The sequence below is a fragment of the Rhodococcus sp. 05-339-2 genome (assembly GCF_002258965.1).
Taxonomy (GTDB): domain Bacteria; phylum Actinomycetota; class Actinomycetes; order Mycobacteriales; family Mycobacteriaceae; genus Rhodococcoides.
On sequence record NZ_NOYW01000004.1, the window covers coordinates 663,078 to 686,965 of the forward strand.

Genomic DNA, 23,888 nt, shown 5'->3' on the forward strand with positions numbered 1-23,888 from the left:
GATCCACGGTGCGCCGGGAAGTCTGGTCGGCAACAACTCTGTGCTGCGTACCCACTGCCTGACATTCGGTCGGTTCGCAGCTCGACGAAGCTACCGAAAGGCGTTCTCACCGTGACAGATTCATCGACTCCACCCACACGATTGCCGCTGTTCTCCCGCGGCTCCTGGTCCGAGGCCGACCGCGTCGCGCAGATCCTTCGCAAGGAGACCGTCGGTGGAGCACTGCTTCTCGTCGCCACCCTCGTCGCACTGATCTGGGCCAACTCACCCTGGTCCGCGGCATACGACTCGCTTATGAGCACCCGGGTCGGCCCCTCGGCGCTCCATCTCGATCTGACGCTCTCGACGTGGGCCGCGGACGGGCTGCTGGCCATCTTCTTCTTCGTCGTCGGACTCGAGCTCAAGCGAGAATTCGTCGCGGGTGACCTGCGTGATCCGGCACGCGCCGCGTTACCGGTGGCCGCGGCGGTCGGCGGAATGGCAGTTCCTGCAGTCATTTTCGTCCTGATCAACCTCGGCACCGGAGACGGAGCTCTGCTCGGCTGGGCCATCCCGACGGCAACCGACATCGCGTTCGCCGTCGCCGTTCTCGCCGTGATCAGCACCCACCTGCCGACTGCATTGCGAACCTTTCTGCTGACTCTGGCCGTGGTCGACGACCTGCTGGCCGTCAGCGTCATCGCAATCTTCTACACCGACGACATCAACTTCGTCGCGCTCGGCCTGACACTGATTCCGCTCGCGCTGTTCGCCGTGGCCGTACAGATGCGCGTTCGCTCCTGGTGGATCCTGATCCCACTGGCTGTCGTGACCTGGGTTCTGATGCACGAGTCCGGCGTTCACGCCACCGTCGCGGGCGTCCTCCTCGGCTTCGCCGTTCCGGTCATGCGCAGCAAGGCCAACGGTGGCCCCGAAGCAGGCCCCGGCCTCGCCGAACACTTCGAGCACAAGATCCGGCCCATCTCCGCGGGCATCACGGTTCCCCTGTTCGCATTCTGTGCGGCCGGTGTGACCGTCGGCGGATTCTCCGGCCTGGCCAGCGCGCTGACCGATCCGATCGCCATCGGCATCATCGCCGGCCTCGTCATCGGCAAGGCCGTCGGCATCTTCGGCACCACGTACCTCGTCTCTCGCTTCACCCGGGCCACGTTGGACGCCGGACTCAAGTGGCTCGACGTTCTCGGTGTCGCGATGCTCGCGGGTATCGGATTCACCGTCTCGCTGCTGATCGGCGACCTTGCCTTCGGCGAAGGAACTCAACGAGACGACCACGTCAAGGTCGGTGTGCTGACCGGTTCGATCATCGCCGCATCGTTGGCCGCTGTGATCCTGCGCAGCCGCAACAAGGCCTACCGGGACTTCCACATCGAAGAAACCCGCGACGACGACCACGACGGCATCCCGGACGTGTACCAGAACCGGAAGTAGCGACCGTTGGAATCCCGACCGCTCCGGTGACACGATGAGTTCCGTGAGCGGAACCGTGCGAGAGCTGTTGACCCGGCACATCGAGGACGGGCTGACGCCGGGGGCAACAGCGTTACTGGGTGGCCCTGATGCAGAACCCGTCGCGGTCGGGTCATCGGCGGTCGGCGGCCCACCGATGGCAGTCGACGCCATCGTCCGGATCCAGTCGATGACCAAGATCGTCACCAGCGTGGCCGCCCTGCGCCTCGTGGAGGCGGGCCGACTGACGCTGGACGACGATGTCGTGCCCTGGCTTCCCGAACTCGCCGACCTGCCGGTGCTCACCCGCCCCGACGCTGCACTCGACGACACCGTCGCTCGAGAGGGACCGATCACGTTGCGGCACTTGCTGACCAACACCAGTGGGTACGGAATTCAGATGGCGGACACCCCGCTGGCCCGGGCCATGAGGGACAACGGCACCGAAGCAGGCCCCGCGCCGTCTCCGCTCGGCGCGGACGAGTGGTTGGCACGCATGGCGGAACTTCCTCTGGCGTTCCAGCCCGGTACCGGGTGGCGCTACCACCACGGCTTCGCGATCCTCGGCATCCTCGTCTCTCGCATCGTCGGCCGGTCTCTGCAGGACCACCTCCGCGGCGACCTGTTCACGCCACTCGAGATGCCCGACACCGGGCTGTGGGTACCGACCGACCGATGCCACCGCCTGACGGCGGCCTACCGGTTGGAGAACGGGTCGTTGATCGAAACCGAACCCATCGCAGGCGGGCCCTACGCGGGACCGCCCCCTGTCGACGTCAGTCACGGCGAGCTGGTGTCGACGGTGACCGATTTTCACCGCCTCCTTCGTGCGATCGAGACGTCGGTGTCGACCGAGCACCTGGAGCTGATGACACACGACCAGGTGCCTGCGTCGATCAAGACCGACGACAGTTTCTACCCCGGCTTCTGGCCGGGAACGGGGTGGGGATTCGGCGTCTCGGTCGTCACCGACGGTGACCATCTCGGTCGGTACGGCTGGTCCGGCGGGCAGGGCACCGACTTCTTCGTCGACCCGGACGGGACGGTCGGCATCCTGCTGACGCAGACCGAATTGTGCGAGGCCTCCTTCGCGCTGCTGTCGGAGTTCCAGGAACTGCGCTGAGTGGATTCGTAGCGCCTACAGTTGTCGCCGTGAGCGAGAACCGGCTTCGGGCGTGACACAGCCGCTGGCCCGTCGCCTCGGTCTCGTCGACGCCGTCGTCATCGGTGTCGGTTCGATGGTCGGGGCCGGGGTGTTCGCGTCGTTCGCTCCCGCATCGGCCGTCGCAGGGGCGGGCCTGCTCATCGGTTTGGCCGTCGCATCGGTCGTCGCATTCTGCAACGCCACCTCCTCGGCCCAGCTGGCCGCGCAGTATCCGACGTCGGGCGGCACGTACGTCTACGGCCGTGAGCGGCTCGGCGAGTGGCCGGGCTTTGCGGCCGGGTGGACGTTCGTGATCGGTAAGACCGCGAGTTCGGCGGCCATGGCTTTGGTGTTCGCGGCATATGTCGCGCCTGCCGGTTACACCGAACTCGTTGCGATACTTGCCATCACAGCGCTCACCACGGTGAACTACTTCGGCATCACCCGCACGGCCGTGCTGACGAAGATCTTGGTCACCGCCGTCCTCACCGTCCTCGTCATCGCAGTGGTCCTCGGCCTCACCGGCTCGTCCGTTCCCGCCGTCGACGGACTCGGCTCGTTCACCGAGAACGGGTGGTACGGCATTCTGCAGTCGGCGGGACTGCTGTTCTTCGCCTTCGCGGGCTATGCGCGCATCGCGACCCTCGGCGAGGAGGTCGTCCGACCCGAACGGACCATCCCACGCGCCATCGTCTCCGCGCTCGGTATCGCATTGCTGGTCTACACGCTCGTTGCGGTGACGTTGTTGACGGTTCTCGGCCCCGAACTCCTGGCCTCGTCGTCTGCCCCATTGGTCGATCTCGCGGTGGCGTCGGGACATTCGTGGGCGTCGCCGGTGATGCGGATCGGTGCCGGCCTGGCTGCGCTGGGGGCGTTGCTCGCGTTGATCGCCGGCATCGGCCGCACCTCCCTGGCGATGGCCCGCCACCGCGACCTGCCGTCGTATCTGGCCGCAGTCCACCCGCGGTACTCGGTGCCACATCGCGCTGAGATCACCCTGGCTGTGATTGTCTGCGTGCTGGTCCTGACAGTGGATCTGCGTGACGCCATCGGCTTCTCGTCGTTCGGGGTCTTGCTCTACTACCTGGTGGCCAATCTGAGCGCGTTCACCCAGGATGCCGAGCATCGCCGCTACCCACGCGCCCTCCAGGTCATCGGCAGCATCGGATGCGTGGTGCTGATCGCCACGTTGCCGGTGCCGTCGATCGTCGTCGGAACCGTCGTGGTCGCGCTCGGTGTCGGGTACCGCCTTCTTCGGGTTCGGCAACTGTTCACTTGACGCCTGATTCGGCAGACGTCAATATAGACGGATGTCGAATCAAGACCTTCCCGTCGACGGTGAATGCTGCTCGCCGCTGATCCGTGAGCCCCTCACCGCGGACTGGGCAGGAGATCTCGCCCGCATGTTCAAAGCACTGGGAGATCCCGTGCGGCTTCGCCTTCTCAGCCTCGTCGCCAGCCATGCAGGCGGCGAAGCATGTGTCTGCGACATTTCCCCCGCATTCGACCTCTCCCAACCCACCATCTCGCACCACCTCAAGGTGTTGCGCGAAGCCGGGCTGCTCGACTGCGAACGCCGCGGCACCTGGGTCTACTACTCGGTGATTCCCGCTGCGCTGCAGCAACTTTCCGCCGTGCTGAACGCTGCAGAGTCCACGGAGGTCATGGCATGAGTACGAAAACCGATACTGCCGTGGTCGGCAAGCTCTCCACCCTCGACCGGTTCCTGCCCGTGTGGATCGGCGTGGCCATGGTCGTGGGTCTGCTCCTGGGACGCATGATCCCCGGGCTGAACGACACGCTGTCGGCCATCTCGATCGACGGGGTGTCACTTCCGATCGCCATCGGACTGCTGATCATGATGTACCCGGTACTGGCCAAGGTTCGCTACGACCGCCTCGATACCGTGACCGGAGACAAGCGCCTGCTGATCGGCTCGTTGGTGCTCAACTGGGTCCTCGGTCCGGCCCTGATGTTCGCTCTCGCATGGCTTTTCCTTCCCGACCTGCCCGAGTACCGAACCGGCCTGATCATCGTCGGCCTCGCTCGATGCATCGCGATGGTCATCATCTGGAACGACCTCGCCTGCGGCGACCGAGAAGCCGCCGCGGTTCTGGTCGCGATCAACTCGGTGTTCCAGGTGTTCATGTTCGCGGTCCTCGGATGGTTCTACCTCTCGGTTCTGCCCGGCTGGCTGGGCCTGGACCAGACGACCATCGAGGCGTCGCCGTGGCAGATCGCCAAGTCGGTCCTCATCTTCCTCGGAATCCCGTTGATAGCTGGATTCGCGTCTCGCTTCTTCGGCGAACGCGCCAAGGGCCGCGAATGGTACGAGGAGAAGTTCATCCCCAGGATCGCCCCGTGGGCGCTCTACGGCCTGCTGTTCACCATCGTCGTTCTCTTTGCGCTGCAAGGTGATCAGATCACGTCACAGCCGTTCGACGTGGTGCGTATCGCGCTGCCACTGCTCGTGTACTTCGCGGTGATGTGGGGCGGCGGCTACGCCCTCGGTGCCGCGATGGGTCTGGGCTACGAACGCACCACCACCCTCGCGTTCACCGCGGCAGGCAACAACTTCGAGCTCGCGATCGCCGTCGCCATCGCCACCTACGGTGCGACATCCGGGCAAGCCCTCGCCGGAGTCGTGGGACCACTCATCGAAGTGCCCGTACTGGTCGGCCTCGTCTACGTCTCGCTCGCACTGCGCAAACGCTTCTCCCCCGCCGTGTCCACGACCACGTCCCCGAAGGAATTCTGATGTCCGCCACCCCCAGCGTTCTGTTCGTCTGTGTTCACAATGCCGGCCGATCTCAGATGGCCGCCGGATTTCTGACTCATCTCGCCGGTGACACCGTCGAAGTGCGTTCCGCCGGAAGCGCTCCCGCGGACACCGTCAACTCCGCAGCGGTCGAGGCCATGGCCGAGGTCGGCATCGACATCTCGTCCCAGTCCCCGAAGATTCTGACCCCGGAAGCCGTCGAGACATCCGACGTCGTGATCACCATGGGCTGCGGTGACGCGTGCCCGGTGTTCCCCGGAGTGAGCTACCGCGATTGGGCACTGGCCGACCCGGCAGGCAAAGGCGTCGAGGCGGTCCGGCCGATTCGCGACGAGATCAGGAGCCGCATCGAAGACCTGATCGCCGAACTGGTTCCGGCCAAGCAGAGTTCGGTGTCATGACGACACCGAGCGTGCTGTTCGTCTGCGTCAAGAACGGCGGCAAGTCTCAGATGGCGGCCGGTCTGATGCGCAAGGCCGTCGGCGATGCGGTGGAGGTGCACTCGGCGGGAACGAAGCCGAGCGGAACGGTCAATGCACTCTCGGCCGAGGCCCTCCTCGAAGTCGGCGTCGACCTGGCCGGTGAACAGCCGAAACCGATCGACCCGAAGTTGTTGTCTCGCATCGACTACGTGATCACCCTCGGGAGCGAGGCGAGGGTCGATCCCGTCGACGGTCCGACGTTCGAGAACTGGAACACCGACGAGCCGTCCGAACGCGGTATCGACGGAATCGAACGGATGCGTCTGGTGCGCGACGACATCGCCGCTCGAGTCGAGGAACTCGCGTCCCGATTGCGCGACACCGACGGTTGACTCGAATGAACTCGGAGGTGGTGGTGATCGGCGGCGGTCAGGCAGGACTGGCCGCCGGTTACTACCTGCGACGAGCCGGGCTGGACTTCGTCATCCTCGACGACCAGACGCATGCGGGAGGCTCCTGGCAGGACTACTGGCCGTCGCTGCACCTGTTCTCGCCTGCCGAGTACTCGAGACTCCCCGGTTGGCCGATGCCACGCTGGCCGAGCGGGTTCCCTCCGGCATCGCACGTCGTGGACTACCTGCGGGCATACGAGAAGAAGTACGAGTTGCCGGTGCGCAGGCCCGTCGAGGTGAAGTCGGTGCATCGTACGACCGACGACTATCGAGTCGATACCGACGGTGACTCCTTCTGCGCCACAACGATCGTCAATGCCACCGGGACGTGGTCACGACCGTTCTGGCCGAGCTACCCGGGCATGCGCGAGTTCGGCGGGACCCAGCTGCATGCCGCTGACTACCGCGTGCCCGATTCCTTTGCAGGCAAGCGCGTGGGCATCGTCGGTGGAGGGAACTCGGCTGCGCAGATTCTGGCCGAGATCTCCACTGTCGCCGACACCACGTGGTTCACCAACCGCGAGCCGAGGTTTCTCCCCGACGATGTGGACGGCCGAGTGTTGTTCGATGTCGCCAGCGATCGAGCTCGCGCTCTTGCCGAGGGCGCAGCGGATTCCGGCGGGGTCGCCGGTCTGGGAGACATCGTGATGGTCCCGCCGGTGCGAGAGGCTCGCGATCGTGGAGTTCTGCATGCCAGGCCGATGTTCACCGCGCTCACCTCCGACGGTGTCACCGACGGGCACACGACAGAGCGGCTGGATGCGATCGTCTGGTGCACCGGGTTCCGCCCTGCTCTGCATCACCTGCGGCCACTGCACCTGCGCGCCGACGGGTCGGGAATCGTGTTGGACGGCAACCATGTTCGAGGTGAACCGAGCCTGATTCTTCTCGGCTACGGCGACTGGACCGGCCCGGCGTCGGCAACGCTCATCGGTGTCGGCCGCACAGCGCGTGCAGCCGTGGACACCATCGTCAACAGCAGAAAGGTGGATCAGTCATGAACACGTACCCCGTAGTGGTGGTCGGCGCAGGGCCCATCGGTCTCGCCGCCGCGGCGCATCTGACCGAAACCGGTTCCCGGGTAGTCGTTCTCGAACGCGGAAAGTTTGCCGGATCGGCAGTGTCCGAGTGGAATCACGTTCGACTGTTCTCCCCGTGGTCCGAGGTCGTCGACCCCGCGGCCGTCCGGCTGCTCGAATCCACCGGCTGGACCGCGCCGGACGGCGACACCTACGCCACCGGACGCGAATGGGTGGAGCGGTATCTCGCGCCCCTGGCCGCCGTTCTCGGCGATGTGGTCCGAACCGACTCCGAGGTGGTCGGCGTCGCTCGCCGCGGACGCGACCGGGTGGTCGACGCCGGCCGCGACACCGAGCCGCTGTCGGTGCACATCCGCCACTCCGACGGCACCGAGGAACGCATCCTCGCCCGCGCGGTCGTCGACGCGTCCGGCACCTGGGGATCACCCAATCCACTGGGCAGCGAGGGACTTCCGGCCATCGGCGAGAAGACCGCCGCAGACCGGATCGACTACCGTGTTCCCGACCTGACCGACCCGGTGATCCGCGCCCAGTTCGCAGGCAAGCACATCGTCATCGCCGGCAGCGGCCATTCCGCGCTGACCGCGATCATCACCTTCGCCGAACTCGCCGCGGACGAGCCCGGTACGACGATCACCTGGGCCGTGCGTCGAGGCGTGACCGCGGAGGTCTTCGGCGGCGGGGACGCGGACGAACTTGCCGCTCGCGGCGCTCTCGGTCAGCGTGCCAAGAAGGCGGTCGACGACGGCTTCCTCACCGTGGTCTCGGGCTTCCGCACCGAAACTGTTGCTGTGGAGGGTGATCGGCTCGCTCTGATCGGTGACACCGGATCGCGCATCGATGACGTCGACCGCGTCGTCGCGCTGACCGGGTTCCGCCCGGATCTGTCCTGGCTGTCCGAGGTTCGCCTCGATCTCGACCCCACCCTGCAGGCACCGAAGTTCGTCGCCGAGTTGGTGGATCCGAACCTGCATTCGTGTGGATCGGTGTCACCGCACGGCGTCGAGGAACTCACCCAGCCCGAGCCGGGCCTGTACCTGGTGGGCATGAAGAGCTACGGCCGCGCGCCGACGTTCCTGGCGATGACCGGATACGAGCAGGTTCGCAGCATCGCGGCCGAACTCGCGGGTGACCACGAAGGCGCGCGGAAAGTGGAGCTGACGCTGCCCGACACCGGCGTCTGCGGCGGCGCGGGCCTGTTCGACGAGCCCGACGCCCCGTCGAGCGGCGGTTGCTGCGGTGCCCCTGCTGCGCCGGAGTTGATCACTCTCGGCGCACCGTCGCGTGACTGACTCTGCGGCGGTGGATTCGGCGTTGCCCCTGGAAATTTCGCACCCGGGGCGACGCCGAATCCTGTCGGTTCTGTGCGTCACGGAGATCACCAGCTGGGGAATTCTGTACTACGCCTTCCCCGTTCTGTCGCCTGCGATCTCCGCGGATACCGGATGGTCGACGACGGCGATCGTGGCCGAGTTCTCGATCGGCCAGTTCGTTGCAGCATTGGTCGGAGTTCCCGTCGGTCGCATCCTGGACCGCCGCGGACCGCGCTGGGTGATGAGCGCAGGGTCGATTCTCGCGATACCCGCGCTGGTTCTCATCGCGACGTCCCCGACACTTCCGCTGTTCTTTCTCGGATGGTTCGTGGCCGGTATCGCCATGGGGGCGGTGCTGTATCCCCCTGCGTTCGCTGCACTGACACGGTGGTGGGGCACCGACCGCGTCCGAGCCCTGATGATCCTCACTCTGGCCGCGGGACTGGCCAGTACGGTCTTCGCTCCGCTGACGGCGATCCTGTCGAGCCACTCCGATTGGCGTCGAACGTATCTCGTACTCGCAGTCGTCCTACTGATCGTCACCGTTCCCGCGCACTCGATCGGGTTGCGCGGACAGTGGCCGTCGACGGGTGAGTCCGGGCACGCGCGAGCAGTACCTACTGCTGCACAGACCGTCCGTAGTCGTCCGTTCGTCATGCTCACCGCAGCGATGAGCGTCACCGGCTTCGTCGCGTTCGCCGGAATCTTCAATCTGGTTCCGCTGCTGATCGAACACGGTGCCCATACTGCTCTCGCGGCAACGGCTCTCGGTCTCGGCGGAGCCGGGCAGGTGCTCGGCCGCATCGGTTACCTTCCGTTGCAACGCTTCGCCGGTACCCGAACCAGGACCGTAGGGATCATCGCCGCAACTGCCCTGTCGACCATCCTGCTCGGCGTCGCCACCTCGGTCGTGGCGCTGATCGCCGTCGCGATCGGTGCCGGACTCGCGCGCGGACTGTTCACACTCGTCCAGGCCACCGCCATCACCGATCGCTGGGGTCCGAGCCAGTACGGGCATCTGAGCGGCATCATGTCTGCGCCGATCGTCATCGCGATGGCCTCGGCCCCCTGGGCCGGTGCCGTGCTCGCCGAATGGACCGGAAGCTACTCGGGTGCGTACGTGATTCTCGGCCTTCTGGCGCTGACCGCCGTCGGGCTGGCTGCGCTGAGCATGCCGAACACCGACCGTCAGCCGAAGGCCTGATACCCCAGCCACCCGGCGAGACCGAGCCCCAGAATCCCGACCGCAATACGCAGAATGATCGGCGAGATCACCTTGACCGTCGGTGGCCCGCAGGCACCGCCGGCGAAGCAACCGATCGCCAGCGCGAGCGCAGCCCACCAGTTCACCTGACCGGAGAACGAAAAGATGATCGCGGCAATCAGGTTCGCGATACCGAGGAAGAAGCTCTTCAGAACGCTTGCGCGCCAGAACGTATCCGCCGTGCAGATCAATGCCAGCGCGAGGAAGATGACCCCGGCCCCGGCCCCGAAGTAGCCGCCGTAGATCGCGACCGCGAACAGCGCCAGCGGATAGAGCGTCGGAAACTGCCTGCCTCCGGACAGCTTTCGGATACTCGGCTGCAGCAGTAGCGCGATGGCTGCCATGGCGACCAGGAACGGCACGACCACCTCGAACGAACCGTCCGGCGTGTTGAGCAGCAGAATCGCACCCGTGGTGCCGCCCAGCGCCGAGTAGATCGCGTAGCGAACCAACTGCTTACCGTCCTTGGCCAGCTCGGCCGAGGAGCTCACCGTCGCTCCGACACCGGCCGCGACCAACGCGACAGTGTTCGTCACGTTCGCCGATACCGCAGGCAAACCCACTGCGAGCAGAGCAGGGTAGGACACGAGCGATGCGAGCCCGGTGACGAACCCGATGAGCCCGGCGAAGAACCCGGCCACCACCAGAAGTCCGAAATCGAGCACAGTCACCGAATGAAACTACCGCGCCTAACTATCTGGCCTGAACCTCAGGCTCATTCGACGGGGTTCGCCATCTCCTGCAGCAACCGGCTCGTCATCCGCACTGCCTGGTCACCACCGTCCGCGTCCTCGATGTACACCGCGAATGCGACGTCACCACTGGTGGCGAGGACGAAGCGGTCGTCGCCACTGTCCCCGGCGAATCCCTGCACACCGTCGAACGTGTCGAGACCGCTACTGCTCGACGAGTCGGCGAGTATGCCGCGCAACCGGTTTACCGCATCCGACCCCATTGCCTTGGACTCTCGATCGGCGACTGCGGTCTGCCCCGCGACGATCGCCGGAGTCGGAGCGCTGCCCCGAGAGATCGCGGCTGCCATCTGCGCGAGTCCGAACGGAGTCACGGTCGCCTCGTCACCGGAGGCAGTGGACACGGTCCTGATGCCGTCGATCGCACTGCGGCTGGCGGCGGGAGATCCTGTGTGGGCGTCGAGTCCCGGCATCGAGTAGTTGATACCGAGACCCAAGCCGGCAGCTGCGTCTTCGGCACTGTCGTCGCCGCGATCGGACTGCACGGCCCGCACGAGCTCAGACGCGGTGCCTGCCGGGTAGGAGCCCCCGAACACCACGTCGCCCTGCTCGTTGGCGTAACTGTTCTGTGCCGCAGCGAGAATCGCGCCGGTCGAGGTGGACACGGCGACGATCGACGCCGACGATCCCGCCATGACGACCGCATTCTCGGCTGCCAACTGGATACGCGGATCGAGTGTCGCGTGCAGATCCGGCCCACCCGGTCCTTGGAATCCGACGCGGCGTTCGCCCGTTCCGTCGACGGTGTAGGTGTCGACGGCCCAGCCTGCGGTGGCGTCGCGTCCTTCCTGCCATGCGGCGCGCAGCGAATCCAGCACGGGAGAGGTGATCCGACGATCGTCGACGATCAGTTTGGGTTGCGGCGAGACCACGACGCCCGGCACGGCGCGCAGGTCGTCTTCGAGGACGGCGAAGTCGTCGTCACGCAAGGTCACGGCGGTGATCGGTGCGCCGCCGGCCGAGTTCAATTCGGCCAGCATCGATTCGGAGGTGATGAGCGGGGCGACGACGTCGATGACATCCGCTAGTTGCGCCGTGGACGTGGCCGGATCGCTCATCTGCGCCGGGTCGAGGGAGATGGCGTTGATGGTGCGCTCGCTCATCAGCACGTTGTTCGCGGCGTCGAAGATCAGCGGCGGGGCGGCGTCGGTCCGGGTGTAGCGGACCGATCCGCCCGAGGTGAGGTCGGGGACGAGGGTGGCCGGATCCCACGCGATGCGCCAACCCACGCTGAGCTTCTTGGTCGAGCCCTGTGCGCTGTACTTCCAGTCCTTGCCCTCACCGAAGTTCCAGGCGGACGCCATGGTGAAGAATCCACTCTCGTCCGAGAGGTCCATGTACTGGGTCAGGTCGAAGTCACCGGTGGACGTGCCACCGGCCGACAAGCCGTCGAACATCTGGTTCAGCGCGGCCGTCGCGGCGTTCGGGTAGGTCGTCATCGCGGCAGCGGCCGCCACATCGCGGTTGTCCAGGGCGTCGACGAACTTCGAGACCAGCACCTCGGCCTCGCTCGGCGGGCGATCGACCATCCAGAACACTGCCGAGACCGTCAACGTCGCCGATGCTGCAACGGCGACGAGGTAGCGACCGCGGACCTTGCGCGGGCCACGACGGGCACGACTCATAGAACTCATGAATCACAATATTCACTGTAGTCACACGAGTAACAAGCACGGGATTCATACGAGCCGGTCACGATTGAGACTCGGCCGCAGCCGATTCACCGCAGAAAACGACCCGCAGCCTCGATGGCCGGGCTCGAACTGCCCGCGTCGTTCACGAACACCGCGAACGCGAGATCGCCCGAGATCCCGACGAACCAACCGTGGGCGCCTTCGTTGTTGGCACCGAACTCCGCGGTGCCGGTCTTGCCGAGCAACCCGGGGATGTCATTGAGCGCCGTCGCGGTGCCGCCGGTGATCGTCTCGCGCATCATGGTCTTGATCTGCTCGGTGACCTGCGGGTTCACCGCTGCCGGCTGCATGTTACCCACGCCCGGCTCTCCGACGACGATCGTCGGCGGCAGCAATCCGTTGTTCGCGATCGACGACGCGACCAGCGCCATTCCGAACGGCGACGCGGTCACCTGCCCCTGTCCGATGGCGGACTCGACGCGCTGCGCCGGGGTGTCGGCCGACGGGACCGAGCCGGTGACGGTCGTCAGACCGGGGGTGACGTAGTCGACGCCGAGGCCGTACTGCGCGGCCGCGTCGGTCAGTCCGTTCGGCGGGAGTGCCACACCGAGGCGGCCCATCGTCGTGTTGCAGGACTTGGCGAAGGCGGTGTGGAGCGGCACGTCGCCGAGATCGAAGTTGTCGTCGTTCGGGATCTGCCTGCCTTCGATGTTCTCCGTCGCCGGGCACGGCAGCACGGTATCGGGGGTGACGGCACCGGACTGCAGTGCAGCCGAGGTGGTCACCGTCTTGAACGTCGACCCCGGCGGGTACAGGCCGGTCAGCGCGATCGGGCCCTCGGCATCGGCGGCGGCATTCTGCGCCACTGCCAGAACCGCCCCCGTCGACGGCCGAAGCGCAACGATGGCCGCCTGCTGCGGCAGCGAAGCAAGGGCATTCTCGGCTTTGAGTTGCAGTGCCGAATCCAGGGTGGTCGCAATATCGTCGCCGGTTCCGGCATCGCGTCCCGCCAGCGGAGTGACGGTGCCGTCCGCTGCAACAGCCTGTACAGCCCATCCACGATTGGCCGCCTGCTCCTGCTCCCACAGCGTCGTGAGGTCGTTGAGGACCGGCGACACCAGGTTGCGGTCGGTGGCGAGCAACCGCGTCTGCGGGGCCAGGGTGACTCCGGGGACGGTCGCGAGCTGAGCACCGATGGGGTCGATGTCCGCCTGACGAAGCAACACGATGGTGGCCGAATTACCCTGCGCTGCAGCCACAGTCGAGGTGACGTACTCGGCGGTGATACCCGGGACGACGGATCCGACGAGGTTCGCGACAGCCACGGGATCGGCCGTCGCATCGACGTTGACCAGGGTGACCACCTGCTGCGACATCAGCTCGACGCCGTTGCCGTCGAAGATGCGCGGCGCGACGAGCGCGTCGGTCGGAGTGAAGCGCACCGACGAGTCGGCCGTCAGGCCCGGCACCAACATCGCCGGATCCCAGGTGATCTTCCAGCCCTGCTCGGTCTCCGCCGCGGTCGCCGAGGTCGTGTAGTTCCATTCCTTCGGCTCGCCGTCGGGTTCGGCGGTGCCGTCGGTGGTCGTCGAGAAGCGCCAACCGGCATTCAACGTGAACGTGCCGGTATCGGCGTTGGCGTCGGTGGCCTCGAAATCGGGAGTCGCCGTCACCGTTCCGCCTGCCGAAAGCCCGTCGTACAGCTCGGTGAGGGCTGCCGTCGCGCCGGCCGGATCGGTGGTCAACGCAGCCGCCTGGTCGATGTTCGCACTGTTGACCGCGGCGGCGAACTGCTCGGCGACAGTCTGCGGCTGATCCGGCCCACTCTGACCGCAGGCGGCGAGCACCAATGCCAGTACCGACACGATCGCGGCCAGAGTCGTGGGTCTTCTCGAAGTGCGCACGGGGTCGATCATGCCTCGAGCGAGTCCTGGCGGAGTCCAAGAGTTGACCAAGACCTTCCGCGCACCGTGATCGAGCACTGTTCCTTCGACTCACCAGGACCCTTCATGTTCGCAACACCGAAAAGTGCGGCTGTCCGCCGCGCCACCCTGGCCGTCGTCTGTGTGACGACGGCAATGCTCATGCTCGACATCGCGGTGGTCAACACCGCCCTACCCTCCATCGCAGCCGACCTGAATTCCGGCGTCAGCGCCCTGAAATGGGTCGTCGACGCCTACACCCTCGCCTTGGCGACCGTGGTTCTCAGCGCCGGCTCGTGGGCCGATCGCCGCGGGCGGAAACGGGTCTTCCTCATCGGCATCGTCACGTTCACCGTCACATCGTTGTCGTGCGCGCTCGCGCCGAACATCGTGATCCTCGACATCGCCCGTGCCGCACAAGGAGTCGGCGGAGCGTTGCTCTTCGCCTGCTCGCTCGCGCTGCTCGCGGACGTGTTCGAGAAGGGGCCGGACCGGGCGTCTGCGCTGGCCGCCTACGGTGCCACCATCGGCGGAGCCTTCGCGGTCGGCCCACTCGTGGGCGGCGTGCTCACCGAGGTGTTCCATTGGCGCGCAGTGTTTCTGATCAACATTCCCATCGGACTGCTCACTCTGGTCGCGACCCTGAGATGGGTGCCCGAATCTCGCGATCCTCGCCCTCGCGGAGCAGATGTACCCGGGCAGGTGTTGGTGTCGGCCGGCCTGGCCGGCTTGGTCTACGGACTGCTGCACGGCAACGAGGCGGGGTGGACGGAACCGACGACCGTGCTCGCTCTTGCTGTCGCAGCAGTCACCCTCGTGGCGTTCTGCCTGCACGAGCTCAACGCACCGGAGCCGATGCTGCCGCCGCATCTACTCGCCAACCGTGCGTTTGCCGGAGCACAGATCGCCGCGTTCGCCATCTCCGCCTCCCTGTTCGCGGTGTTCGTCTATACCACCGTCTACCTGCAGAACGTGCAGAATCTCTCGCCGATCGAGGCCGGTCTGGTGTACCTGCCCGCGACGGTGGCGATGTTCGTCGTGGCAGGCATGACCGCGAAACTGGACGGTCGAATTCCGGTTGCGCTCTCGTTGACCGTGTCGCTGATCCTCGTCTCCGTCGGCCTGCTGATGATGACCGTCGTGGACGTCGACGGCTCGCCGTACACGTTGATCCCGGGATTCGTGGTCGCCTGCATCGGTGCCGGGGTGTTCAACCCCGTCATGAGCGGACTCGTTCTGGGCGAAGGCACAGCCCACCACTCCGGCTTGGCCGCAGGCATCAACGACGCGTTCCGGCAGAGCGGAATCGCCGTCGGAGTCGCCGGACTCGGCGCGTTTCTCCCCGCTGAGTCGATGCTGCCCGGCGGTTCACCGATCGAGCTGGTGCACGGGCTGCACGCGGCATTGTTCGTCGCCGCACTGATCGCCGCGGTCGGTGCACTCGTCTGCGCGACGACGTTGCAGCACACCACCCGGCCGGAGGCCATGACGTCCACTTCGAGTCCGGCAGAGGTGGCGGCATGACCGTTCTCGCTGACGCGATCGAGCATCGGTACTTACACTGACGCCGAACAGCACGTGGGGAGGGGGCTCGCGCATGATCTACCGATTGCTCGGCCCCCTGGAGGTGACGCGGCCCGACGGCCGTCCAATCGATCTCGGACCGCGTAAGCAGCGAGCCGTACTTGCTGCACTCCTGGCCGACAACGGGCGGGTGGTGTCCACCGATCGGCTGATCGACGTGCTGTGGCAGGGCAATGCCCCGTCCAGCGCCATGGCGAGTCTGCAGGCGTACATCTCGAATCTGCGACGAGCTCTGCGCGTCGACCCTGCCGCGGCGTCGGTCATCGTCCGGCAACCACCGGGCTACGTGCTCGACCTCGATGATCAATACATCGACCGGGCCGTATTCCTCACGGAGGCGGAATCGGCGAGGCAGCACGTTCGGGCAGCGCAGTGGGAGCAAGCCCTGACCAACGCAGATCGTGCGCTGGCCAGGGTTCGCGGGCCGTTCCTCGAAGATCTTCGCGACGAGCACTGGGTGGAAGTGGAGGCGGCGGCATTCGAGGAAGTCCGCACGGAGTGCCGCGAAACCCGCATCACTGCTCTGTTGGCCGCAGGACGTGTGGCACCGGCTCTGGTCGACGCCGCCGCGCTGTGCCACGAATACCCGCTGCGTGATCGCACGTGCTGGCTCCGCATGCTCGCGTTGCACCGAGCCGGACGCTCCACCGAAGCACTTCAGGCATACCGCGATCACTCCGCGCGGTTGGACGACGAACTCGGATTGGACGTAGGCACCGAACTCGCGTCCCTCCACACCGCGATTCTGCGTCACGATCCGGGTCTGGCGGCGTGGCCGCGACAGCCGGGATGGTCGGGGGCCGAGCGGCTGTCGATCCCGGCATCGCCGGCGGGGCCGCCGGAGTCCGCCGCGATGGAGCCGGAATCCACGCTGATCGGACGGACTTCGGAGTCCGAACTGATCGCCGGGATGCTCGACCGGGTTCGCGGCGGCGAGAGTCGCTGGCTCGTGCTGACCGGTCCCGCCGGAATCGGCAAGACACGCCTCGCCGAGGAGTGCGACCGCCGCACCCTCGCCGCCGCCGGCCGGTCACTGTGGGCCAGATGCCTGGAGGACGACGGCACCCCAGCCTGGTGGCCGATTCGACAACTGTTGCGCCAGTTGGGGGTCGACGCCGAGAGTGTCCTCCTCCCACCCGCCCACGTGGAACCGGACGAGGCGAGATTCGCCGTCTACGAGCGAGTCACCGCAGCCATCGAGGACTCGGTGGCGGGATTCGGGTCGGGTGTGACGACGTTGGTCGTCGATGACGTCCAGTGGGCAGACACGACCTCTCTGCGATGTCTGATGCATCTGGTCGCAGCGCTGCACCGGCACCCGGTGTGGTTCGTTCTGACGTTGCGCGAGAACGAGACCGGACCCGAGGTACGCAAGCTGGTCGAGACGGTGCTCCACGCAGCGGGGAACCGCCACCTCACGGTCACCCCGCTCGGCCCCATGGAGGTCGACGCACTGGCCCGGCGCGTCGCGGGCGAAGATCTCGATGCCGACGAAATTCACCGCCTCGCCGAGCGCACCGGCGGAAACCCACTGTTCGTGTCCGAGTACGCGAGACTACCCCGAGACGATCGCCGGGACGGTGAGATTCCCTCTGCCGTGCGGTCGGTACTCGACCGCCGCCTCCACGCAGTGGAACCAGCCGTACTGCAGGTACTTCGGGTTGCAGCGGTGATCGGAGACGCCCTCGACGTCGGCCTGCTCGCTGCGGCGACCGGGCTGACCGTCGATACCCTGGTCGACTACCTCGACGACGCCGCAGACGAGCGCATCATCGTCGCCGATCCCGCCGGAGGTGGCTGCGTCTTTGCCCACGGTCTGTTGAGAGACGCAGTGCTGGCGGCTATTCCGGCATTGCGTAGGCAACGTATCCATGCGTCGGTTGCCGAGGCACTGATCGATTCCCACGATGCCGACCGATCGAGCAAGCGCGCGCAACATCTGATGGCCGCGCTGCCGATCGTCGACCCTCGAAGCGCACTCTCCGCCTGTACCGATGCCGCCCGTGAAGCGACCGAACGGTGGAGTTCGGAAACAGCAGCACGATGGTGGGATGGTGCGGTCCAGGCATTCGATCTCCTCCCTGCCTCGGAACAGGTGCCGGACGACCGCGACGACCTACTGGTCGCACGCGTCGAAGCACTCGCTCGGGCAGGGCGCGGTCAAACCGTCCTCGACGTCGTCGACGAGTGTCTGCTCGACGCCGTGCGTCAAGGTCGAACATCGACTGTCGGACGGTTGGCCGCAGCCCTCCTGCGCGCCGCGGGTGCATGGCCGTGGGTGTCCTACGGCCGCGACCCGGCACCGTTGCTCGGCAGACTCGCCGGAATGGAGCAGTTCGTCGAATCGGACGCGGCCGCTCATGCGCGTGTACTGGCGGCAACCGCCGTCGGATTCTGCTACCACCCGGACTCGTCCGTTCCCGACGCGCTGAGCCGTCGAGCACTCGATATTGCCTCGGCAACAGACGACTTCGAGATTGTCGCCGATGCTCTGCTTGCTCGGATCCTGCTGTTCTCCGGTGTGGCTCAGCGCAGCGAGGAGTCCCTCGGGCTGATTCGCGAGTTGTTCACGCTGCCGCATCGCCATTCTCCTTTCGACAACGTCATCGCCCATGCGGTTGCGAGCATGACCGAGATGAATCTGGGCGATGTCGAGAACGCCACCGATCACCTGCGACGCGGAATCGCCGGGTGCGATCTACTGCGCCTACCGGTTGTTCGCGTTCAATTGCGCTGGATGGAAGCAACATTGGCAGCCTGGCACGGAAACTTCGACGAGTGCCGTCGCCAGTACGAGACCGCCCGCCAGATCCATCTGCAGACCGAGCTGTACACCGCGGGCAGTGCCGGGCTGGCGATGAACGCACTGGAGTGGGAGTGCGGCAATCTGGCCACCGCGGAACCGGGGATCGTCGAGCCGCAATCGTGGAGCATCGCGATCGACGCAGCCAATGGCAGGAAAGCTCAAGCGACACAATCGATATCGGGCTGGTTGACGGAGTCTCGGCCACCGACGTGGACGACACTCGGCCACACGACCCTCCTGGCTCGCGTCGTCGCGGATCTCGAATTGGTCCAGTACGCCGAGCAATTCGTGGAGTTACTCCAGCCCTTCACCGACCGCATCGCGACGGTGGGGCATGTCGGCTCCATCGGTTCGGTCGCGGAGGCGTCGGCCAGGCTCCACGCAGTGCTGGGGCGCAGCGACCGCGCCGCCGAGTTGCTCGATCGAGCCGAGGCACTGGCCAGCCGAACCTCCAGCCGCCCGACCCTGCTGCGGTGTCGGTTGCTCAGGGCCCAGCTACAGCCGCCGTCGAGTGCCCGCGAGAACGCGATTGCCGAGGTGATCGCGGAGGCCCGACGAATCGGCATGCTCGGGCTGACCGCACAGTTCAAGAATTCTCCAAGCGCGGTGGGCAATTCTCGTCCTCGTTGAAGCACTCGACGAGAAATGGACCCCATCATGGCTTTTCACACCCCCACGATCCACGCAGATCTGAACTCACTGCGCAGCGAACTGACCGGCTCGCTCGCGCTGCCCGGCGAGCCGGGCTACGAACTCGCAACGCCCTGGAACGTCGCCGTGCCCGTGCGACCGCTCGCGGTGATCGAGGTACACGACGTTCGCGATGTGGTGAGCACAGTTCGATATGCCGCCCGCACCGGCTTACGGGTCGCCGTCGGTCGAACCGGACACGGCGCAGTCCCGATCGAGGGCGACGTCCTGTTCGTCCACACCGGACGCCTGAACAGCTGCGTCGTGGACGCAGACACCCGGACAGCTCAGCTCGGTGCCGGTGTGATCTGGCAGGACGTCGTCGACGCCGCCGCGCCGCACGGCCTGGCTCCTTTGTGCGGATCGTCCACCGCCGTCGGGGTGGTCGGCTTCCTCACCGGTGGCGGCATCGCCCCGCTGGTGCGCACGTTCGGTCTGTCCTCAGATCACGTCCGAGCGTTCGAGCTCGTCACCGGAGAGGGTGACATCCTGCGTGTCACGCCCGATCAGCATGCAGAACTCTTCTGGGGACTGCGCGGCGGAAAGTCCACGCTCGGCATCGTCACCTCCGTCGAGATCGACCTGATGCAGCTCTCGCACTTCTACGGCGGTGCACTGTATTTCGTCGGTTCCGATGCCGCCGCTGTCGCCCACGCCTGGCTGGATCTGTGCACCGACCTCCCCGAGCACACGTCGACCTCGATGGCCCTGCTGCAGCTGCCGTCGCTGCCGCAGGTTCCACCACCTCTTGCCGGTCGCTTCACCGTGGCGATTCGGTTCGCCAGTGTCGCGGGCCCGAAGGAGGCAGAAGCGCTCCTGACCCCGGTTCGAGGCGTCGCCACGCCCGTCATCGATGCGGTGGGCATGCTGCCGTACGCGGCGATCGGGGCCGTGCACGCCGATCCGGTCGATCCAATGCCGAGCCACGAATTCAGCTGTCTGACCGAACAATTGACTCATGACGCGATCGACGAGTTGCTCGCCGTCGCAGGCCCGGAGTCGGGGTCACCGCAGACGGTCGTGGAAGCACGCCTGCTCGGCGGTGCGCTCGCCCGCGAACCCCGGCACCGCAGCGCGTTCTGCCATCGGAATGCGGCATTCACCCTCTTCACGACCGGCGTGCCGGCGCACGGGGCAGAAGTCGAGCCCGTTCTTTCGCATGCGGAGCTCGTCGCTCAGGCGATGTCGCCATGGTCGACCGGAGGATCGCTGCCCAATTTCGCGTCCAGTGGCGATCCGGAGCGCATCTCGAGGATGTACGACGAGGACACCGCACACTGGCTGGGCGCCCTCGCCGAAGAGCACGATCCTGCGGGTGTTTTGCGCGTCGGACCAGTCGTACGCGACATCGGTGGCGCACCTGCCGAAGGAGGTGTAATTATGTAATCAGTCTTACAACACAGCGAAGGAGTCCTCATGAAACCCAACGGACGCTCGTTCGGCCGCCCCGGCGGCTGGCAGCACGCAGACATTCCGGACGCCACCGACGCCGCCGACTGGTTCGGTGGCCGACTCCCGGACACCTGGTTCGACGGTGCCGCGTCGGTCGAGGTCGACCGAGAGGAGATCGTCGTCGTCGGAACATTGCCTGCAGAGCCGGACAGTTCACCGGCCACCAACGAGGGTCGCATCGCACGGTTCCGAGAAACGACCCGCGGCGACCGCATGCAGATCGCCGCCGAGGCCGAGAAGCGATACGGACGCAAGGTCGCCTGGGGTGTGAGAACCGGATCCGACGTGGTCCTGTTCACCCACCTCGCGGTACCGGTCATGACCCGCCTGCGTCAGCCCGAGCGTCGCGTCCTGGACACCCTCGTCGACGCCGGCGTCGCTCGCTCCCGCGCGGACGCCCTCGCGTGGGCCGTCAAGCTGGTCGGAGAACACACCCAGGAGTGGTTGGACGAGCTCCGCGGCGCCATGGAGACGGTCGACGATCTGCGCAAGAAGGGCCCGACGATCTAATTCGATTGCGCGCTCGCGGGGTTCGGGGCTAGCGTGGGTCCTGCCCTGTTGCCCACAGATTCGGAGTGGCCATTGCTCTTCCAAAGGTCCTAGACGCCTGCAGATCGTCCGCATGCACACCTTTGGAGCGCCCATGCCTCATTCATCCTCCCTTTCTGTCTCGAACCTGACGTTCTCCTGGCCCGACGGCGACCCCGTGTTCGACGCCTTGTCGGCCATCTTTACCAGCGGCACAACAGGTCTCGTCGGTTCCAACGGCGCGGGGAAGTCGACCTTATTGAGGTTGCTCGCCGGGGAATTGGTACCGCAACGAGGTTCCATCACGATGCCGGGCGTCTTGGGCTACCTGCGACAGGACATCACACTGGACCCCGACCTACCCGTGGATCGGGTACTGGCCATCGATTCGGTGCGAGAAGCACTGCACCGCATCGAATCCGGTTCCGCCGACGAGGAAGACTTCGCAATCGTCGGGTCGGCCTGGGACATCGAGGAGCGCGCTCTGGCGTTGCTGGACAAGCTCGGCCTCGGCAGCGTCGTCGGGTCCCTCGACGACCTGGATCGCCGAATCGGCACCCTGTCGGGCGGCGAGGCCACGCTGCTCGCTCTCACCGCGGAGCTACTGGCCGAGCCCGACGTACTACTGCTGGACGAACCGACCAACAACCTCGATCGGGTTGCGCGACAACGGTTGTACACAGCGGTCGACGGGTATTCGGGTGTGCTGATCGTGTGCACTCACGACCTCGAACTGCTCGAACGCGTCGACTCCATCGCCGAGGTGCGGGCAGAGCGCAGTGGAGTCTCGCGGCTGCGCATGTTCGGCGGCAACTACCGGCACTATCGCTCGGTGATCGACGCCGAACAGGAGGCGGCGCGGGCAACGGTCCGCGACGCGAAGAACGACGTCCGCAAGCAGGAACGCGAATTGATCGACACCCGAATCAAACTCGACCGCCGTCTGCGGTACGGCAAGAAGATGGAAGAGCAGAAGCGCGAACCCAAGATCATCATGGGCGCGCGAAAACGCGCCGCACAGGAATCGGCCGGAAAGCTACGCGGTACCCACACCGATCGCGTCGACGACGCCAGATCGTCGCTCTCGGCCGCCGAGGACCTCGTGCGCGACGACCGCGAGATACGCGTCGACCTCCCGGCAACGAGAGTTCATCCCGGACAGGTCGTTCTGACCCACGAGGAGCTCACTGTCGTCGGTCCCGAACGCATCGCTCTGGTCGGGCCGAACGGCAGCGGCAAGACCACACTGCTACGGGCTCTGGACGCCACCGGAGCCGAGGTTCCGTGGAAGTACCTACCGCAGCGACTCGACATCTTCGACGAGGCTCGCACCGTCGCCGACAACGTCGCAGACGTCGCGCCACAGGCCACCGCCGAACGGATTCGAGGCCAACTCGCGCGCTTCCTGTTCCGCGGATCCGACGCCGATGCCGTCGTCGCGACCCTCTCCGGAGGAGAGCGACTGCGCGCCGCACTGGCACGAATTCTGCTGGCAGAGCCCGCTCCGAAACTACTGATGCTCGACGAGCCCACCAACAACCTCGACATCACCAGCCGACAACACCTCATCGACGCACTCGAGACATTCGAAGGTGCACTGATCGTCGCAAGCCACGATCGACCGTTCCTCGACGCCATCGGCCCGACCCGCACCATCGACCTCACCCCGACCGCAGAGTCGGCCCGAGAAGCGCCCACCCGTGAGGAGTCAATGTGACGTTCAGTGGCCTTTTCGGGGGTCAATGTCACATTGAGTGGACCGGAGTGGAGCCTGCGGAGCGACCCACAGGCGCAGTGGGCAAGAATCGCGGGGTGGAGTACGCCTCGAATGCAGACGATGGGACACGGATTGCGTACACGGTGGTGGGGTCGGGCCCACCGTTGTTGATGGTGCACGGCAGTTTTCTGACGCACACGATCTGGCGGACGTTCGGGTATGTGAAGGCGCTGCGCGGGAGTCGGCAGTTGATTCTGATCGACAGTCGCGGTCACGGCCGCAGCGACAAGCCCCATACTCCCGACGCGTATGCGATGAGCATCATCGTCGGCGATCTGACTGCGGTGCTCGACGCAGTGGGTGTCGACACCGTCGACTACCTCGGCTATTCGTTCGGGGCCCGGGCGGGCTTGGCGTTGACCGCGGCGAGGCCCGAGCGAGTGCGATCACTGGCCGTGGGCGGCGGTAGTCACGGCGCTCAGGCCGGAGCGTTCGATCGCCTGTTCTTCCCGGGATGCGCGGATGTGTTGGAGCACAGTGGCATGGACGGGTTCCTCGAGGCGTGGAACGACCACCGCATGTTTCCGATCGATCCCGGTACGCGAGCGGTGTTCTCCGCCAACGACGCTCAGGCCATGGCTGCGTACATCCGAGCCAATGACGCCGATCCCGGACTACCGGACGAGACGTTGCAGCAGTTCACCCAGCCGTCGCTGTTCTACGTCGGCTCTCAGGACGGCACCCGGCTCGACGACACGCGCGCTGCCGCAGCGTTGGTACCGAACTCCGAATTGCATGTCATCCGCGGATTCGATCATGCGACGACGATGGCGGCCTCCGCAGAAGTGCTCGGCGTCCTCGAACGGTTCTGGGGCAGGTGACCTGAGCGCCCACAATTCGCCTCGAGAATCGGGATCCCGTCTCCGCAGGCAAATTGTGGACA

At 66.1% G+C, this 23,888-nt stretch carries 19 protein-coding genes; 16 read left to right on the forward strand and 3 right to left on the reverse strand.

What is annotated here, in order from left to right; all coding sequences use genetic code 11:
• Window positions 1-111 precede the first annotated feature (111 nt).
• The 10 genes from nhaA (at window position 112) to CH273_RS04235 (ending at window position 9,800) form a co-directional block, all read left to right on the forward strand.
• Complete coding sequence (nhaA, locus tag CH273_RS04190; RefSeq protein ID WP_032396668.1) at window positions 112-1,428, forward strand: Na+/H+ antiporter NhaA; 1,317 nt, start codon at window positions 112-114, stop codon at window positions 1,426-1,428.
• Between the two features lie 43 nt (window positions 1,429-1,471).
• Entirely contained in the window at window positions 1,472-2,569 is a 1,098-nt protein-coding gene (locus CH273_RS04195; RefSeq protein ID WP_218829558.1) for a serine hydrolase domain-containing protein, read from the forward strand.
• Window positions 2,570-2,684: 115 nt separating this feature from the next.
• On the forward strand, window positions 2,685-3,869 hold the full coding sequence (locus CH273_RS04200) for an APC family permease (RefSeq protein WP_094637957.1): 1,185 nt from the start codon (window positions 2,685-2,687) through the stop codon (window positions 3,867-3,869).
• Window positions 3,870-3,900: 31 nt separating this feature from the next.
• Complete coding sequence (locus CH273_RS04205; RefSeq protein ID WP_032396671.1) at window positions 3,901-4,263, forward strand: ArsR/SmtB family transcription factor; 363 nt, start codon at window positions 3,901-3,903, stop codon at window positions 4,261-4,263.
• On the forward strand, window positions 4,260-5,348 hold the full coding sequence (gene arsB, locus CH273_RS04210) for an ACR3 family arsenite efflux transporter (protein WP_032396672.1): 1,089 nt from the start codon (window positions 4,260-4,262) through the stop codon (window positions 5,346-5,348). Before CH273_RS04205 ends, arsB begins: the two co-directional genes overlap by 4 nt.
• Window positions 5,348-5,770 (forward strand): arsenate reductase ArsC, encoded by a 423-nt coding sequence (locus tag CH273_RS04215; protein ID WP_032396673.1) that lies wholly within the window; start codon window positions 5,348-5,350, stop codon window positions 5,768-5,770. Before arsB ends, CH273_RS04215 begins: the two co-directional genes overlap by 1 nt.
• Window positions 5,767-6,183, forward strand: coding sequence for an arsenate-mycothiol transferase ArsC (locus CH273_RS04220; protein ID WP_032396674.1), 417 nt, complete (start codon window positions 5,767-5,769; stop codon window positions 6,181-6,183). The genes CH273_RS04215 and CH273_RS04220 overlap by 4 nt, the downstream gene beginning before the upstream one ends.
• Window positions 6,184-6,188: 5 nt before the next feature.
• Window positions 6,189-7,244 (forward strand): ArsO family NAD(P)H-dependent flavin-containing monooxygenase, encoded by a 1,056-nt coding sequence (locus CH273_RS04225; RefSeq protein ID WP_082322576.1) that lies wholly within the window; start codon window positions 6,189-6,191, stop codon window positions 7,242-7,244.
• Window positions 7,241-8,575 carry an FAD-dependent oxidoreductase gene (locus CH273_RS04230; protein WP_032396676.1) on the forward strand — a complete coding sequence of 445 codons (1,335 nt, stop codon included), beginning with the start codon at window positions 7,241-7,243 and terminating at the stop codon, window positions 8,573-8,575. The genes CH273_RS04225 and CH273_RS04230 overlap by 4 nt, the downstream gene beginning before the upstream one ends.
• A complete protein-coding gene (locus CH273_RS04235) occupies window positions 8,568-9,800 on the forward strand; it encodes an MFS transporter (RefSeq protein WP_082322577.1) in 1,233 nt (410 codons plus the stop codon). Before CH273_RS04230 ends, CH273_RS04235 begins: the two co-directional genes overlap by 8 nt.
• Here the strand turns inward: CH273_RS04235 and CH273_RS04240 are convergent.
• The 3 genes from CH273_RS04240 to CH273_RS04250 form a co-directional block, all read right to left on the reverse strand.
• Window positions 9,785-10,531: a sulfite exporter TauE/SafE family protein gene (locus tag CH273_RS04240; RefSeq protein ID WP_032396677.1), complete on the reverse strand. Its 747-nt coding sequence runs from the start codon at window positions 10,529-10,531 to the stop codon at window positions 9,785-9,787. The genes CH273_RS04235 and CH273_RS04240 overlap by 16 nt on opposite strands.
• 44 nt (window positions 10,532-10,575) lie before the next feature.
• The gene (locus CH273_RS04245; RefSeq protein WP_179275420.1) at window positions 10,576-12,237 is read right to left on the reverse strand and encodes an NTF2-like N-terminal transpeptidase domain-containing protein; all 1,662 of its coding nucleotides are present in this window, start codon (window positions 12,235-12,237) and stop codon (window positions 10,576-10,578) included.
• A gap of 95 nt (window positions 12,238-12,332) precedes the next feature.
• Window positions 12,333-14,162, reverse strand: coding sequence for a penicillin-binding transpeptidase domain-containing protein (locus tag CH273_RS04250; protein ID WP_032397254.1), 1,830 nt, complete (start codon window positions 14,160-14,162; stop codon window positions 12,333-12,335).
• 93 nt (window positions 14,163-14,255) lie between these two features.
• Here CH273_RS04250 and CH273_RS04255 point away from each other — a divergent pair, with 93 nt between their 5' ends.
• The 6 genes from CH273_RS04255 (at window position 14,256) to CH273_RS04280 (ending at window position 23,826) form a co-directional block, all read left to right on the forward strand.
• On the forward strand, window positions 14,256-15,692 hold the full coding sequence (locus CH273_RS04255) for an MFS transporter (protein ID WP_032396678.1): 1,437 nt from the start codon (window positions 14,256-14,258) through the stop codon (window positions 15,690-15,692).
• A 73-nt stretch (window positions 15,693-15,765) separates the two neighbouring features.
• Window positions 15,766-19,188, forward strand: coding sequence for a BTAD domain-containing putative transcriptional regulator (locus tag CH273_RS04260; RefSeq protein ID WP_094637950.1), 3,423 nt, complete (start codon window positions 15,766-15,768; stop codon window positions 19,186-19,188).
• Between the two features lie 27 nt (window positions 19,189-19,215).
• Window positions 19,216-20,634, forward strand: coding sequence for an FAD-binding oxidoreductase (locus CH273_RS04265; RefSeq protein WP_032397256.1), 1,419 nt, complete (start codon window positions 19,216-19,218; stop codon window positions 20,632-20,634).
• A gap of 30 nt (window positions 20,635-20,664) precedes the next feature.
• Window positions 20,665-21,210, forward strand: coding sequence for a hypothetical protein (locus tag CH273_RS04270; RefSeq protein WP_032396679.1), 546 nt, complete (start codon window positions 20,665-20,667; stop codon window positions 21,208-21,210).
• Between the two features lie 133 nt (window positions 21,211-21,343).
• Window positions 21,344-22,945, forward strand: coding sequence for an ABC-F family ATP-binding cassette domain-containing protein (locus tag CH273_RS04275; protein ID WP_032396680.1), 1,602 nt, complete (start codon window positions 21,344-21,346; stop codon window positions 22,943-22,945).
• Window positions 22,946-23,022: 77 nt separating this feature from the next.
• Entirely contained in the window at window positions 23,023-23,826 is an 804-nt protein-coding gene (locus CH273_RS04280; protein ID WP_371828378.1) for an alpha/beta fold hydrolase, read from the forward strand.
• Window positions 23,827-23,888 lie beyond the last annotated feature (62 nt).

Excerpts from the sequence above, each read along its gene's own strand:
- CH273_RS04200 (WP_094637957.1), top strand. The coding sequence starts at position 2,685 with ATGGTCGGGGCCGGGGTGTTCGCGTCGTTCGCTCCCGCATCGGCCGTC.
- CH273_RS04205 (WP_032396671.1), top strand. The coding sequence starts at position 3,901 with ATGTCGAATCAAGACCTTCCCGTCGACGGTGAATGCTGCTCGCCGCTG.
- arsB (WP_032396672.1), top strand. The coding sequence starts at position 4,260 with ATGAGTACGAAAACCGATACTGCCGTGGTCGGCAAGCTCTCCACCCTC.
- CH273_RS04215 (WP_032396673.1), top strand. The coding sequence starts at position 5,348 with ATGTCCGCCACCCCCAGCGTTCTGTTCGTCTGTGTTCACAATGCCGGC.
- CH273_RS04220 (WP_032396674.1), top strand. The coding sequence starts at position 5,767 with ATGACGACACCGAGCGTGCTGTTCGTCTGCGTCAAGAACGGCGGCAAG.
- CH273_RS04225 (WP_082322576.1), top strand. The coding sequence starts at position 6,189 with ATGAACTCGGAGGTGGTGGTGATCGGCGGCGGTCAGGCAGGACTGGCC.
- CH273_RS04230 (WP_032396676.1), top strand. The coding sequence starts at position 7,241 with ATGAACACGTACCCCGTAGTGGTGGTCGGCGCAGGGCCCATCGGTCTC.
- CH273_RS04245 (WP_179275420.1), bottom strand. The coding sequence starts at position 12,237 with ATGAGTCGTGCCCGTCGTGGCCCGCGCAAGGTCCGCGGTCGCTACCTC.
- CH273_RS04250 (WP_032397254.1), bottom strand. The coding sequence starts at position 14,162 with ATGATCGACCCCGTGCGCACTTCGAGAAGACCCACGACTCTGGCCGCG.
- CH273_RS04255 (WP_032396678.1), top strand. The coding sequence starts at position 14,256 with ATGTTCGCAACACCGAAAAGTGCGGCTGTCCGCCGCGCCACCCTGGCC.
- CH273_RS04260 (WP_094637950.1), top strand. The coding sequence starts at position 15,766 with ATGATCTACCGATTGCTCGGCCCCCTGGAGGTGACGCGGCCCGACGGC.
- CH273_RS04265 (WP_032397256.1), top strand. The coding sequence starts at position 19,216 with ATGGCTTTTCACACCCCCACGATCCACGCAGATCTGAACTCACTGCGC.
- CH273_RS04270 (WP_032396679.1), top strand. The coding sequence starts at position 20,665 with ATGAAACCCAACGGACGCTCGTTCGGCCGCCCCGGCGGCTGGCAGCAC.
- CH273_RS04275 (WP_032396680.1), top strand. The coding sequence starts at position 21,344 with ATGCCTCATTCATCCTCCCTTTCTGTCTCGAACCTGACGTTCTCCTGG.